Genomic DNA, 13438 nt, shown 5'->3' with positions numbered 1-13438 from the left:
AAAGCTTTTGGCCTCGGCCTCCGTGATCACATCACGATGACCTTGGCGCCGACCGACGTGCGGTCGTACAGATCGATAATGTCCTGGTTCATCAGCCGGATGCAGCCCGACGACATCGCCTTGCCGATCGAGAACCATTCCGGGCTGCCATGCAGGCGGTAGCCCATATCGCCGCCCTTGTTGAAGAGATACATGGCGCGCGCGCCGAGCGGGTTCTTCAGGCCCGGCTCCATGCCGCTGGCGAATTTGGCGAGCTCGGGCTGGCGCTTGATCATCTGCGAGGGCGGCGTCCAGGTCGGCCATTCGCGCTTCAGCGCGATATGGGCTGTGCCGTGCCATTCAAAACCCTCGCGGCCGACGCCGATGCCGTAGCGCATCGCCATGCCGTCGCCCTCGATGAAATAGAGGAACTTGTTCTGCGTATCGACGATGATGGTGCCCGGCTTTTCCGACGAGTCGTACCGCACTTCCTGGCGGTGGTACCTGGCGGGGACCTTCTCGATCGGGATGCGCGGCAGCTGATAGCCGGCATCGGTCATCGCGCCATAGTTGTTGGTGAAGATTTGCCCACCGATGGTGCTGCACCCGCTGATCGCGGTCGACAGCGCAAGAGCGGCGAGGATTGCAAATGACTTCAAGCGCATGAAAAGGTCCGACGCCCCGCCTCGATACCAGCGGCACGAGTCGGCCGCTTTGTTGCCACCATTCATGCTGGCATTTCTTTTGCTTGCCAAGCGCGCACTGCTTATATGCAAGGCCTTACGCGCCGGTAAGTGCCCGACTGCGGCATTTTCGCAACAGGCCTTACAGGATTATGAAGCAAAATCAATGGGGCGACTCAGGGAGCCGCCTGCGATGCGAGGAGAGCGCCATGAATGTCGGTGATGCCGCGGAGCGTTCCGGCCTGCCGGCCAAGACCATCCGCTACTATGAGGAGATCGGACTGATCCGCCCGGCGCGGGCCGAGAATGGCTATCGCGATTATTCCGGCGACGATATCCACCGGCTCGCCTTCCTGCGCCGTGCGCGCAATCTCGGCTTCTCAATCGACGATTGCAGGCAGCTGATGGCGCTCTATCGGGACCGCGGCCGCGCCAGCCATGACGTGCGCGAGATCGCCGCCGCCCATGTCAGGGCGATCGAGGAGAAGGTACGCGAATTGCAGTCGATGCGCTCGACGCTTCAGAAGCTGATCCACGCCTGCCATGGCGACGACCGGCCGGACTGCCCAATCCTGGACGACATGGCCGGCGCGGCCTAGGGGCGGAGTTTTGTCAGCGCTTCCAGAAATCGCGGTGCGGGGCGAGCATCTCGTCCGCGATTTCGGGAAAGGGACCGAAGACCTCGATCTTTTTCTGGCCGGACGCGAAGACGGCGCGCGAGGCGAGATTCATGGTCGGGTTCTCCGCGTGATCGCCGGTGAGCGCCAGGAGGCTGGTTTCCTCGACCCCGTAGACCAGGCGTCCGATATTCGCCCAATACATCGTGCCGGCGCACATGGCGCATGGTTCGAAGGTCGAGACCAGCGTGCATTGCCACAGGAACTCCGGCTCATAGGCCGCCGCGGCGCGGCGGGCGAGTTCGGTCTCGGCATGGCGCACCGTGTCGAGATTGCCCTGCCGCATCAAAACGCGGTCGTCCGGCCCGACCAGCACGCAGCCGAACGGATGATGCCCATGCGCCGCCGCCTCACGCGCGACGGCATCGGCGGACCGGAGGTGGGCGAGCATCTGGTCGCGGGTCATGGGGAAATTCCTTTCACGGCGACATTGCTGCCAAGGGATTTGATCAGCAAGAACTAAATCTTCTCTGGACCACGGCTCAAACACCCGCTTGGCTTTAAGCACCACGCATTTCTGGTTTTGGTGCTATTTTGATGATCGCCTACAATGAGATTGCCGGCCATGGCCATTCAGGACGATATCGAACGGGTCGAGCAGCATATCCGCGAGATCGAACAGCGGATCGAGCGCCAGCGCGCGGTCATCACCCAGGCCGAAGAGAACGGCCTGCCGACCGACGGCCCGAGCAACTTCCTGTGGTTCCTGAAAGAGACATTGAGCCTGAGCCGCGACCACCTGGCCAGGCTTCTGGCGGATGAATTTCGAGCGGGGGACTCGCAGTAAGGGTCTCGCCTTAGAACCGGTCCGACAATCGCCGGCCTGACGGTGATTGCCCGAATCTGGGATGCGCTGATATGAAAAGCGCATGCAAGAAGTCATCACTTTCTTCCAAGCGAACTCGGCGCTGGTAATGGCTAATCCCGCCATATTCGCGACATTTGCCGTTTTGTTTGGCGGCGGCGGGTTCTTGATCGGTCGGTATTTTATGACCGAACGCATCGCCAACCTCGAAAGTCGCGTCACTAGGCGCGACGAAGAGATTGCGACCCTCAAGGCAAGGCAGGTACCCGCCAACTCAGAACCGCTAATGAAGCTGGCGAAGGCAGCTGAGGTTCGCGATCCCGATGGAATCTACCAACACGGCGAGATCGTAGGGACTGTTAAGAAGCCAGATTTAAGGATCGCGGATGGCATCGCGACCTTTGAGGTCATTAGTTCGGAAGGGGCGTTTAATCGCGATCAAATGTTCGAATATCGGGAATGGATGCTCATGATCCAGCACATGGACGCCGAAACTTCTGCTACCCTTAGCGGCAAACACTTCCGGGCAATGCACCAAGTGAGAAGCAAGATAGTTGGAAGGCGCTAACGACGCCCCTTGTCTGCCTTGCGCCTGTCATCCTTCGGCGACGGTGATTTCGCCACGTTCCTAAGAGCTGCATTCAATGGCTCTTCTGAATCGACGGTTTCGATCTCGCTCGCGAGTTGGCGGAACTTGTCGATTTGGGCCTTCTTCTTCTCTGTTTTTATGGGAGTTCAACTCTGTAGAATTGACCGTTCCCAGCCAACCGGTAAACGAAAGGGCCTCTGTCGGCTATATAATCGCCGACCTGACAGGGGTTCAAACCGTGAACAAAATCTGGCATGGTGCCTCCCATGCCACTCATTTCCCCGATTCCCCTCAACCCGTTGATCGACGGCCGCCAGTCGGAGCGCGCCATGCTGGTGCGGCGCGGCGTGCAGCGACTGCTCACCGAAATGGGCGCGCATGTGCTGCCGGAGCTGTCTTTGGCCACCGGGCGGCGCGCCGATCTCGTTGCGCTGACCAGGCAGGGCGATATCTGGATCATCGAGATCAAATCCTCGATCGAGGATTTCAGGGTCGACCGCAAATGGCCGGACTACCGGCTGCATTCCGACCGCTTCTTCTTCGCCACGCATCCCGGCGTTCCCCAGGACATCTTCCCCGAGGAATGCGGCTTCATCCTCTCCGACGGCTATGGCGCGGAGATCCTGCGCGATGCGCCCGAGCACCGCATGGCGGCAGCGACGCGCAAGGCGCTGATGCTGCGGATTGCGCGTGCGGGCGCCGCGCGGCTGCTGGCGGCCGAGCTTGCCGGCGTCGCCGTGCCGGCGCTGGATGGCGAGAGCGAGTAGCGCCTGTTCCTCGCCGCACGGGAGTGGCGGGAGTAGGGAGAGGTGGCCCGGCGCAGCCGCGACGGAGAGGGGTTGGCGGCGCTCGGAAATTGTGTTGATCTCCCGAAGGCTTCCCGCTGCTGATCTTCCACCGGTTCTGGCGTCGCGACGGGCGCCCCCCGCTCCGTCCCGGCTTCGCCGGGCCACCTCTCCCCCGCTGGCGCGGGGGCGAGGAAATGGCGTCGCGGCCTGACCTAGTCCACGTCCTCGTCCACCCCACTCGCCGGCGCCATGAGCAGGATGGCGGCGCCCAGCAGCGCGGCAATCAGCGAGCCGGCGAGGATGCCGACCTTCACCGCGTCCTGCAGCGCCGGGTCGCCGGCGAAGGCAAGCAGGCCGATGAACAGGCTCATGGTGAAGCCGATGCCGCAAAGCAGCGAAATGCCCAGCATGTGCAGCCAGCCGGCATTGGCCGGCAGGTCGGCGAGGCCAAACCGGATGGCCAAGGCCGAGGAGCCGAAGACGCCGACCAGCTTGCCGAGCACCAGGCCGGCGGCGACGCCAAGCGTCAGCGGCTCGACAAGCGCTGCAAGGCTCAGGCCGCCGAGCGAGACGCCGGCATTGGCGAAGCCGAAGATCGGGATGACGAGGAAGGGCACCAGCCCATGCAAGCCGTGTTCCAGCCGGTGCAGCGGCGAATGCTCGAGATCATGGCCGATGCCGGGAGACCGCTCCAGCGGGATGGTGAGCGCCAGCGCCACGCCGGCGAGCGTCGCATGCACGCCCGACTTGAGCACCAGCACCCATAGCAATGCGCCAAGCAAGAGATACGGCCAGAGCTTCATGGCCCGCATGCGGTTGAGCACGACGAGCAGCGCGATGACTGCGAAGGCGGCGGCCAGATAAGCGAGCGACACGCCGCTGGTGTAGAACAGCGCGATGATGATGACGGCGCCGAGATCGTCGATGATGGCCAGAGCGGTGAGGAAGACCTTCAGCGAGGCCGGCACGCGGCTGCCCAGCAGCGAGAGCACGCCGAGCGCGAAGGCGATGTCGGTGGCGGTGGGAATCGCCCAGCCGGAGATCGCTGCCGCATTGTCGCGGTTGATCAAGACATAGACCATCGCCGGCACCGCCATGCCGCCGGCGGCGGCGATGCCGGGCAGCACGCGGCGCGGCCAGGTCGAAAGCTGTCCGTCCAGCATCTCGCGCTTGATCTCGAGCCCAACCAGCAGGAAGAACACCGCCATCAGCCCGTCATTGATCCAATGCGATACGCTGAGCGGCCCGAGATAGGCGTGCAGGACAGCGAAATAAGTTTCGGTCAAAGGCGAATTGGCGACGATCAGGGCAAGGGCTGCGGCCATCATCAGGATGATGCCGCCGGCGGCCTCGCCGTCGAGGAACTCACGCAGGATCGATTTCGGCCGCTTATCTTGCATGGTCGCTCCGTTGCCAGTTTCTGGTCGGCGTTATTCGCGATGATGCGCAATGCTCTGCGCCTAGGCAAGCATCACAATTTGCGAATGCCGGCGCTGCCCCTCATCTGCCTACCGGCATCTTCTCCCCGTGGAACGGGGAGAAGGGCGCTTTCGCGCAGGATTTCGCCAATCTCCGACGTCGCGCAAGGGAGCCAGCGTTGCGGCCAGCCCCTTCTCCCCGTCACTATACGGGGAGAAGTGCCCGGCAGGGCGATGAGGGGCAGCGCCGGCGTCGCGGTTTGGTTCTTCGCCACCAACCGCGTCGGTCGAAGCGATCGCATTCGCGTCCCGCGATCCTTACCGCGGCGCGCGCTTTGCCAGAATCCGCTGCAAGGTCCGGCGATGCATGTTCAACCGCCGCGCCGTCTCGGAGACGTTGCGGTCGCACATTTCGTAGACGCGCTGGATGTGCTCCCAGCGCACGCGGTCGGCCGACATCGGGTTTTCCGGAGGTGCGGCGCGCTCGCCGGAGGTGCGGGTAAGCGCGGCGAAGACGTCGTCGGCGTCAGCCGGCTTGGACAGGTAGTCGATGGCGCCGAGCTTCACCGCCGTCACCGCTGTGGCAATGTTGCCGTAGCCGGTCAGGATGATGGCGCGGGCGTCGTTACGCTTTTCGCGGATGACTGCCACGACATCGAGGCCGTTGCCGTCGCCCAGGCGCATATCGACCACGGCATAGGCCGGCGGATGAGCGCGCGCCTTGGCGACCGCCTCTTCCACGCTCTCCGCCGTCTCGACCACAAAACCCCGGGTCTCCATGGCCCGAGCAAGCCGGGTGAGGAACGGCTTGTCGTCCTCGACGATGAGCAAAGAGGTGTCCTCGCCCTCGACCATTGCGCCCGTCGTTTCGTCTCCGTTCATCTTATCGGCATCCTACCGATCCAAAGCGCGCCGCGCCGAGACCCATTCTGGCGAAGGCCCTTCAAATCCTTGTTTCCGGGCATGTCGACTTCCTGAAATCGCTGCACAGTTTTGGGCGACATGCCTCACTTTTACGCAGATACAGTCCTGCAAGAGCAATGTCCAATTTTTAGAGCCGGCAACAGAGCTGCCATGCGGTAAATGCAAGGTTTACGCTATCCAACCAAGGTTTAGGCATTGTCGAACATTGTGGCCGAGGCCTGGTCCTGATTGAGGAAGACGCCGCGCGGCCAGGCGATCTGCACCACCGCGCCTTCGCCCAGCCCGCTCGAATTGCGGAAATCGATGGTGGCGCCCGACCGTTCCAGCAAGGTCTTGGCGATAAACAGCCCCAACCCCAGGCCGCCGCCGGCCTCGGTGCCCTGGCGCGTCGACACATAGGGCTCGCCGATGCGGTCGATGATCTCGGCCGGAAAGCCCGGCCCGTCATCGGTGATCGAGAAGATGACCTTCTCATTGTCCCAGCTCCAGGAGACGGTGACCGACTTGCGGGCGAAATCGACGGCATTCTCGACCAGGTTGCCGAGCCCGTAGATGACGCCGGGGCTGCGCTGGCCGACCGGCTCGGGGCCGATGCGCTCGCCGGGCCGCAGCCGGATCGAGATGCCGAAGTCGCGATGCGGCGCCGTCACCTCCTCGACCAGCGAGGTGAGCGGCATGCGCGACAGGTGCGCTTCGCCTTCCGAGGAAAGGCTGGTCAGCCGCTTCAGGATCTCGCGGCAGCGCTCGCTCTGCGAGCGCAGGAGCTTCACGTCCTCGCCGTATTTCGGGTCCTTGCCTAGCGCCTTTTCCATCTCCTTGGCGACGACGGTGATGGTGGCCAAGGGCGTGCCGAGCTCGTGCGCGGCCGCAGCCGCCAGCCCGTCCAGTGCCGACAGATGCTGCTCGCGCTGCAGCACGAGCTCGGTGGCGGCCAGCGCGTTGGCGAGCAGGCGCGCTTCCGCCGCCACGCGGAAGGCATAGATGGCGGTGAAGGCGATCGAGGCGAAGACGGCCATCCACATGCCGGCGACATAGATGAACGGCATCGGCAGAGGCGCGTGCTCGTACCAGGGCAGCGGCAGGTGGAAAAACACCAGCAGCGTGGCGGCAATTATAATCAGCGCGCCCAGCACCCCGGTCATGCGCAGCGGCAGCGAAGCGGCCGAGATGACGACCGGCACGGAAAGCAGCACGCAAAACGGATTGGTGAGGCCGCCGGTCATGTAGAGCAGGCCGGTGAGCTGGACGCCGTCGAAGGTGAGGATCGCGAAGGCCGAAAGCGGGGTCAGGCGATGCGCCGCCGGATAGCGGAAGGTGAGCCACAGGTTCATCCAGGCCGAGCAGGCAATCAGCGCAAAGCACATCGATACCGGCAGCGGGAATTTCAGGCCATAGGCGACGACAAGCACGGTCAGGCTCTGGCCGACGATGGCCAGCCAGCGCAGACGGATCAGCGTGTTGAGCCGCAACCGCTGGCTTTGCTGGGTATCGGGCGCGCGCAGAATGTTGATCATCGACTTACGATTATAGCCGCGGGAGGGTAAGCGCTAGTAGCCCCATAAGAGCGACTTGGCCGGTTGGCAGCCGGTATTTCATCGTTTTCTCGGCCCATTGGCTGAGGCTTCGCGACTTCGTCATCTACGGGCGGAGCAACGCGAAGCGGAGCGCAGACCCGAGGATGACGACGTGATGAGCGTCTGCGCCAATCGCAAAGGTATGCGGTTCACTGCCGTGAGCCTGCCACTAGGTCCCGCGCGGCTTGGCGCGGCTGGTGGCGGCGGCCAGCAGCGGGTTTTCCGGCCAGACATGCTTTGGGTAGCGACCGCGCATGTCGGCGCGCACATCCGCCCAGGAGCCGCGCCAGAAGCCGGGAAGATCGCGCGTCGTCTGGATCGGGCGGTGTGCCGGCGACAGCAATTCGAGCGTCAGCGGAACGGTTCCGTTTGCGATCGCCGGATGACGGTCGAGCCCGAACAGTTCCTGCACGCGGATCGAAAGCACCGGCCATTCGCCGTCATAGCGGATCGGCACGTGACTGCCCGACGGCGCGTCGAAATGGGTCGGCGCCAATGCGTCGACCTTGCGCTGCAGGTCGTGCGGGACCAGCGCCATCAGCGCCGACGACAGCGTCGCCGGCTTTATGGCGGCGAAAGAGGCATCGCCGGAGAGAAACGGCAGGAGCCAATCGTCGAGGCCCTCGACAAGCGCTTCATCGGAAACGTCGGGCCAGGGCGCTCCCAGGCCGCGATTGAGCCAGCCGAGCCGCTGCCGGAGAGCCTCCGCTTCCTTGCCCCAGTCGAGCAGCGACAGGCCGTGCTCGCGCAAGGCATCCGTTATGGCGCGGTCGGCATCGGCGCCGGACGGCGCGGGCAGCATGCGCTCGGAAAGCGTGATGGCGCCGAGACGCGCGGTCTCGCGCACGCGCACGGCGCGGCGCTCGCGGTCGAAACTCGTCTCGCGCTTTGTCTCGATGCGGTCGGCAAGGGCGGCGCGGATATCGACTTCGCCGACCGGCGCGGCGGCGGTGATGCGGGCGTTCTGCGCCTTGCCCTGCAGGTCGGCGACCACAAGCCAGGTTTCATTGGCGAGCGGATCGGCGACATCGACCATGGCGCCCGAACCATTGGCGAGCACGAAGCGGCCGCGCTCGCCGCGCGCCCTTGCCACGCGATCCGGCCAGGCATGGATGAGGAGCGAGCCGGCGCCGGCCGGCGTGTCGCTTCTGTCTCCGCCAGCCTGCCCGGCCAAACGCTCCGCCAATTGCCGTGCGGCATTGGCGCGAGGGGATTTCTCGCCGCGAAACCGGATCAGACGCCGCTCCAGATCGGCGCTGTCGCCGCCCAGCCCACGCTCGGTCAAAAGCACGGCCAGCGTCGCTGCTTCGAGCGGGTGGCCGCTCTTCGCCGCTTCGGCCACCATATGCGCCAGCCGCACCGGCAGCGCCAGCTTGCGCATGGCGGCGCCCGCCTCGGTCAACCTGCCGGCATCGTCGATGGCATGCAGCGCCTTGAGCAGCACCCTCGCCTCGTTGAGAGCGGGCGCCGGCGGCGGATCGAGAAAGGAGAGGCTCGACGGATCGGCGACACCGAAGGCGGCGCAGTCGAGCAGCAGCCCAGACAGATCGGCCTCAAGGATTTCCGGCGGCGTGAAGGCGGGAAGCGACGCGGTCTGCTCGGCCCGCCACAGGCGAACCGCCACGCCGGCCTGAGTGCGGCCGGCGCGGCCGGCGCGCTGGTCGGCCGAGGCCTTGCTGACGCGCACGGTCTCAAGCCTGGTCAGGCCGCTCGCCGGCTCATAGCGCGGCAGCCGCGACAGGCCGGAATCGATGACGACGCGCACGCCGTCGATGGTGATCGAGGTCTCGGCGATCGAGGTCGCCAGCACCACCTTGCGGCGACCTGCCGGCGCCGGCCTGATCGCCGCGTCCTGCGCCCTGTTGTCGAGCTGGCCATAGAGCGGAACGATGTCGGTGTCGGCCGCGACGTTGCCTGCGAGCCGCTCGGCGGTGCGCTCGATCTCGCGCTGTCCGGGCAGGAAGGCAAGCACGCTGCCCGGCTCGCCGGCCAAGGCCGCGCGCACGGCTTTGGCCATGGCGTCCTCAATCGCTGTGCCTGCCGGCCGCTCGTCGTAGCGGATCTCGACCGGATAGGCGCGGCCCTCGCTTTCGATCACCGGCGCCTCCGACAAAAGCTTCGCCACGCGCGCGCCGTCGAGCGTCGCCGACATGACCAGCAGACGCAGGTCCGGCCGCAACGCGCCCTGCACGTCGAGCGCCAGCGCCAGGCCGACATCGCCGTCGAGCGAGCGTTCATGGAATTCGTCGAAGATCACCGCCGAGACGCCGGGCAGCTCCGGATCGTCGAGAATCATGCGCGAGAGCACGCCTTCGGTGACGACCAGGATCTTGGTCCGCGCCGAGGTGAGGTTCTCCATGCGCATGGCATAGCCCACTCTGCCGCCGGGCTCCTCGCCCAGCAATTCGGCCATGCGGCGCGCGGCGGCGCGGGCGGCGAGCCGCCGCGGCTCGAGCAGCACGATCCGGCCCTCACCGAGCCAAGGCGCGTCGAGCAGCGCCAGCGGCACCAGCGTCGTCTTGCCGGCGCCGGGCGGCGCCACCAGCACGGCGCTGCTGCACCGCGCGAGCGCTTCGCCGAGCGCCGGCAGCACGGCTGTGACCGGAAGCTCCGGCAAGGGTTTCGTCGTCATTTTGCCCGCATATCAGCGGTCGCGGTCGCCGTGCAACGTGTCGGGCCCATGCAGGTCAAAGCCGCGCACGCGTAAACGGGTTCCAGCGCACTGTGCCAAGCCGCACTTCCTCGCGCACCATGGTGAGGAGGCCTGAGGCGCCGACGACGGCAAGGCCGACCAGCGTCATCGCGTCGGGATATTCCCTGAAGAACATCGCGCCGAGAATAACCGCCCAGACGATCTGCGAATAATGCGTGGGGGCGATGCGATTGGCCGGGGCGTATTTGGCCGCCAGGAGATGCAGCAATTGGCCGCCGGCGGTGAACAGGCCCCCCAGGACCAGCCAGCCCAGTTGCCACAGATTGGGAAGCGTAAATGACGTCGCGACCGCGCCGACCCCGTTGAAGAGCAGGCCATAGCCGATCAGCGAGCCCAACATGGTCGTGCGCTTTTCCTGCTGGGCAAGCGAGCGCATCAGGATGACGATGGTTGCCGCGACGAAGGCATTGGCGAAGGCGGCGAGATGGCCAAGATGCAATTCGCGGAAGCCCGGCCGCACCACCAGCATGACACCGGTGAAGCCCGCGACCACGGCAAGCCACCGCCAGGGTCCGACCTCCTCCTTCAGGATGACGGTCGAAAGCACGGTGACGAGCAACGGGGCCAGGAAGAGCAGCGCATAAACCTCCGCCAGCGGAATGCTGGTGAAGGCATAGACGCTGAGCACGCCCGAGGCGATGCCGGCCCAGGCGCGTGCCTGCACGGCCCAGGGCCGCCCGGTACGCCAGAAATCGCGCCAGCGCTCCTCCTTCGGCCGGGTGAAGAAGAGGAAACAGCCGGCAAACAAGGTCATGAAGAAGCCGATCTCGAAGACGGTGAACTGCCCGCCCAGACCCTTGATGACGGCGTCGCTGAACGAATAGTTTGCGTAAGCGAGAAGAGCGAGCAGGATTCCGTTCGGCACGATTCCATTTCCGGGAGAGAGACGTGAAGATACTGGCGCTGGGGGCACATCCCGACGATATCGAGATATTCATGTTCGGTACGCTGGCCGCCTATGCCGCGCAAGGCGCAGAACTGACTTTCGCCATAGCCACCGATGGTGCCAGAGGCGGCATGGGCGACCCCAAGGCGCTTGCCCGCTTGCGGCGCAAGGAAGCGGCCAAGGCGGCGGGCCTGCTCGGCGTCGAGCCGCGCTTCCTCGACTTTCCCGACGGGGAGCTCGTCGCCGATGCCGCGTTCATTGCGGCGCTGAAGGCACTGATCGGCGAGGCGAAGCCCGACCTCGCCATCACCCATGCGCCCTCCGATTATCACGGCGACCACCGCGCCCTGTCCGACGGCGTGCGGCTCGCCGCATCCTTCGCGGTGCCGGTGCTGCATGCCGATACGCTCGGCGGCACCGGCTTTTCGCCGACGCATTATGTCGAAATCTCGCATCATTGGGACATCAAGGCGAAAGCAATCCTCGCGCACCAGTCACAGGGTCCGGAGCACTATGTGCACAGGGCGCGCCTTCAGAACGAGTTTCGCGCCGGACAGTGCAACGGCGCACCCGGCGCGCTGGCCGAGGCCTTTCGCTTCGAGCCGACCTTCCCCTTCGCCGACATACGCGCGCTCCTGCCGCCGGCGCCGCCGATCCGGCCGCTGACGACAAGTCCGGGCCCCGCCGACGCGGCCAGCTGACATCAGCAGGACAGAAGCGTCCGGGATCATTTCCCAACGATTTCAATGACGCGTTTCGCCATGCTGCGGCGCAGCAACGAATTCGCTTGCGTTGTTTAGTAAAAAGCGCATCACTAAACAAATTACTAAACATCGGCGACGCGTAGCGTGCCATGTTCAGGCCCTCGGAGGAGCGAGGGTTGAGGGCTCTTGAAACCGTCATCCGGACGCGTTTCGCAAATGGGAGGTAAGGCATGAAATCGACCTTGAAACTGGCGTTGGGACTGGCCTCGGCGATCTTTGCGTCGACAGCCGTCTCGAACGTCGCGCATGCGGAAGACCTGACGCTGTGCTGGGCGGCCTGGGATCCGGCCAACGCGCTCGTGGAACTGTCGAAGGACTTCACCAAGGAAACCGGCATCGGCATGAAATTCGAGTTCGTGCCATGGACCAATTACGCCGACCGCTTCCTCAACGAGCTCAACTCGCATGGCAAGCTCTGCGACCTGATCATCGGCGACAGCCAGTGGATCGGCGGCGCCGCCGAGAACGGCCATTACGTCAAGCTGAACGACTTCTTCGACAAGGAGAAGATCAGCATGGACGACTTCGTGCCGGCGACCGTGGTCGGCTATTCGGAATGGCCGAAGAACACGCCGAACTACTGGGCCCTGCCGGCCATGGGCGATGTCGTCGGCTGGACCTATCGCAAGGACTGGTTCTCGCGGCCCGAGCTGCAGAAGGAATTCAAGGAGAAGTATGGCTGGGACCTCGCCCCGCCGACCACCTTCGACCAGCTGAAGCAGATCGCCGAATTCTTCCAGAAGCGGCAGATCGACGGCAAGACCGTCTATGGCGCCTCGATCTATACCGAGCGCGGCTCGGAAGGCATCACCATGGGCGCCATGGACGTGCTCTACAGCTACGGCTTCCAGTATGAGAACCCGAAGAAGCCTTATGAGATGGAAGGCTTCGTCGATTCCGAGAAATCGGTGAAGGGGCTGGAATTCTACAAGTCGCTCTATGACTGCTGCACGCCGCCCGGCGCCTCAAACAGCTACATGGGCGAAGGTGTCGACGCCTTCAAATCCGGCCAGGTGGCGATGCACATGAACTTCGCCTTCACCTGGCCCGGTCTGCAGAAGGACGAGAATGTCGGCGGCGACAAGATCGGTTACTTCGTCAATCCGAAGGGTCCCGATGGCGACCAGTTCGCGCAGCTCGGCGGCCAGGGCATTTCGGTGGTCTCCTATTCCGACAAGCAGGAATCGGCGCTGAAATACATCAAGTGGTTCGCCAACAAGGATGTGCAGGCCAAGTGGTGGTCGCTCGGCGGCTATTCCTGCCTGAACTCCGTCGTCAAGGACCCGAAGTTCCCGTCCAGCCAACCCTATGCGCAGGCCTTCCTCGACTCGATGGCGATCGTGAAGGACTTCTGGGCGGAACCCAGCTACGCGCCGCTGCTGCAGGCCTCGCAGAAGCGCTTCCATGACTATGTCGTGGCCGGCCAGGGCTCGCCCAAGGACGCGCTCAACGGGCTGGTCAAGGACTGGACGCAGGTCTTCCAGGACGACGGCAAGATGTAGGCTCCTCCCGAGCTTGATCCCGGAGCCGGATGATTTCAGGTCGAACAGACCTGAAATCATCCGCTCCGGACCAAAGAGAGAGTGAGCACGATGTCGTCCGAAAACCGCTTCACACTTTTCGGCATCGTGCTCTCGG

General features: G+C 64.5%; 13 protein-coding genes. 6 read left to right on the top strand and 7 right to left on the bottom strand.

Annotated features, from left to right (window positions below):
• Positions 1-26: 26 nt before the first annotated feature.
• Positions 27-644: a L,D-transpeptidase gene (locus tag FJ419_RS02865; RefSeq protein ID WP_140687345.1), complete on the bottom strand. Its 618-nt coding sequence runs from the start codon at positions 642-644 to the stop codon at positions 27-29.
• Between the two features lie 227 nt (positions 645-871).
• On the opposite strand from FJ419_RS02865, the gene cueR reads away from it, so the two are divergent.
• The gene (gene cueR / locus FJ419_RS02860; protein WP_140687338.1) at positions 872-1261 is read left to right on the top strand and encodes a Cu(I)-responsive transcriptional regulator; all 390 of its coding nucleotides are present in this window, start codon (positions 872-874) and stop codon (positions 1259-1261) included.
• 13 nt (positions 1262-1274) lie between these two features.
• Here cueR and FJ419_RS02855 read toward each other — a convergent pair whose 3' ends face one another.
• On the bottom strand, positions 1275-1745 hold the full coding sequence (locus FJ419_RS02855) for a nucleoside deaminase (RefSeq protein ID WP_140687330.1): 471 nt from the start codon (positions 1743-1745) through the stop codon (positions 1275-1277).
• A 159-nt stretch (positions 1746-1904) separates the two neighbouring features.
• Here FJ419_RS02855 and FJ419_RS02850 point away from each other — a divergent pair, with 159 nt between their 5' ends.
• The 3 genes from FJ419_RS02850 to FJ419_RS02840 all read left to right on the top strand — a co-directional run bounded on the left by FJ419_RS02850 (position 1905) and on the right by FJ419_RS02840 (position 3500).
• Positions 1905-2126 (top strand): hypothetical protein, encoded by a 222-nt coding sequence (locus FJ419_RS02850; protein ID WP_140629005.1) that lies wholly within the window; start codon positions 1905-1907, stop codon positions 2124-2126.
• A gap of 82 nt (positions 2127-2208) precedes the next feature.
• Positions 2209-2712 (top strand): hypothetical protein, encoded by a 504-nt coding sequence (locus tag FJ419_RS30680; RefSeq protein ID WP_181170587.1) that lies wholly within the window; start codon positions 2209-2211, stop codon positions 2710-2712.
• 287 nt (positions 2713-2999) lie between these two features.
• Entirely contained in the window at positions 3000-3500 is a 501-nt protein-coding gene (locus tag FJ419_RS02840; protein ID WP_181170586.1) for an MmcB family DNA repair protein, read from the top strand.
• A gap of 233 nt (positions 3501-3733) precedes the next feature.
• On the opposite strand, the gene nhaA is transcribed toward FJ419_RS02840, so the two are convergent.
• From nhaA to FJ419_RS02810, 5 genes are all read right to left on the bottom strand, one after another.
• Positions 3734-4921, bottom strand: a complete 1188-nt coding sequence (gene nhaA / locus FJ419_RS02835; RefSeq protein ID WP_140687319.1) for a Na+/H+ antiporter NhaA — start codon at positions 4919-4921, stop codon at positions 3734-3736.
• Between the two features lie 336 nt (positions 4922-5257).
• Complete coding sequence (locus tag FJ419_RS02825) at positions 5258-5821, bottom strand: ActR/PrrA/RegA family redox response regulator transcription factor (protein ID WP_140546716.1); 564 nt, start codon at positions 5819-5821, stop codon at positions 5258-5260.
• A 230-nt stretch (positions 5822-6051) separates the two neighbouring features.
• Entirely contained in the window at positions 6052-7377 is a 1326-nt protein-coding gene (locus tag FJ419_RS02820) for an ActS/PrrB/RegB family redox-sensitive histidine kinase (protein ID WP_140687316.1), read from the bottom strand.
• 229 nt (positions 7378-7606) lie between these two features.
• On the bottom strand, positions 7607-10069 hold the full coding sequence (gene hrpB, locus FJ419_RS02815; protein ID WP_140687314.1) for an ATP-dependent helicase HrpB: 2463 nt from the start codon (positions 10067-10069) through the stop codon (positions 7607-7609).
• A gap of 55 nt (positions 10070-10124) precedes the next feature.
• Positions 10125-11015: a DMT family transporter gene (locus FJ419_RS02810; RefSeq protein ID WP_140687312.1), complete on the bottom strand. Its 891-nt coding sequence runs from the start codon at positions 11013-11015 to the stop codon at positions 10125-10127.
• 23 nt (positions 11016-11038) lie between these two features.
• On the opposite strand from FJ419_RS02810, the gene FJ419_RS02805 reads away from it, so the two are divergent.
• Positions 11039-11737 carry a PIG-L deacetylase family protein gene (locus tag FJ419_RS02805; RefSeq protein WP_140687310.1) on the top strand — a complete coding sequence of 233 codons (699 nt, stop codon included), beginning with the start codon at positions 11039-11041 and terminating at the stop codon, positions 11735-11737.
• A gap of 233 nt (positions 11738-11970) precedes the next feature.
• On the top strand, positions 11971-13302 hold the full coding sequence (locus tag FJ419_RS02800; protein WP_140687308.1) for an ABC transporter substrate-binding protein: 1332 nt from the start codon (positions 11971-11973) through the stop codon (positions 13300-13302).
• The last annotated feature ends 136 nt before the right edge of the window (positions 13303-13438 follow it).

The sequence above is a fragment of the Mesorhizobium sp. B2-6-2 genome (assembly GCF_006440615.1).
Classification (GTDB): domain Bacteria; phylum Pseudomonadota; class Alphaproteobacteria; order Rhizobiales; family Rhizobiaceae; genus Mesorhizobium.
This window is presented reverse-complemented; position numbering and strand designations above follow the sequence as displayed.

What these genes read in the sequence shown, in the direction of transcription:
- FJ419_RS02825 (WP_140546716.1), bottom strand. Translation starts at nt 5,821, where the DNA reads ATGAACGGAGACGAAACGACGGGCGCAATGGTCGAGGGCGAGGACACC.
- cueR (WP_140687338.1), top strand. Translation starts at nt 872, where the DNA reads ATGAATGTCGGTGATGCCGCGGAGCGTTCCGGCCTGCCGGCCAAGACC.
- FJ419_RS02850 (WP_140629005.1), top strand. Translation starts at nt 1,905, where the DNA reads ATGGCCATTCAGGACGATATCGAACGGGTCGAGCAGCATATCCGCGAG.
- hrpB (WP_140687314.1), bottom strand. Translation starts at nt 10,069, where the DNA reads ATGACGACGAAACCCTTGCCGGAGCTTCCGGTCACAGCCGTGCTGCCG.
- nhaA (WP_140687319.1), bottom strand. Translation starts at nt 4,921, where the DNA reads ATGCAAGATAAGCGGCCGAAATCGATCCTGCGTGAGTTCCTCGACGGC.
- FJ419_RS02855 (WP_140687330.1), bottom strand. Translation starts at nt 1,745, where the DNA reads ATGACCCGCGACCAGATGCTCGCCCACCTCCGGTCCGCCGATGCCGTC.
- FJ419_RS30680 (WP_181170587.1), top strand. Translation starts at nt 2,209, where the DNA reads ATGCAAGAAGTCATCACTTTCTTCCAAGCGAACTCGGCGCTGGTAATG.
- FJ419_RS02800 (WP_140687308.1), top strand. Translation starts at nt 11,971, where the DNA reads ATGAAATCGACCTTGAAACTGGCGTTGGGACTGGCCTCGGCGATCTTT.
- FJ419_RS02820 (WP_140687316.1), bottom strand. Translation starts at nt 7,377, where the DNA reads ATGATCAACATTCTGCGCGCGCCCGATACCCAGCAAAGCCAGCGGTTG.
- FJ419_RS02865 (WP_140687345.1), bottom strand. Translation starts at nt 644, where the DNA reads ATGCGCTTGAAGTCATTTGCAATCCTCGCCGCTCTTGCGCTGTCGACC.
- FJ419_RS02840 (WP_181170586.1), top strand. Translation starts at nt 3,000, where the DNA reads ATGCCACTCATTTCCCCGATTCCCCTCAACCCGTTGATCGACGGCCGC.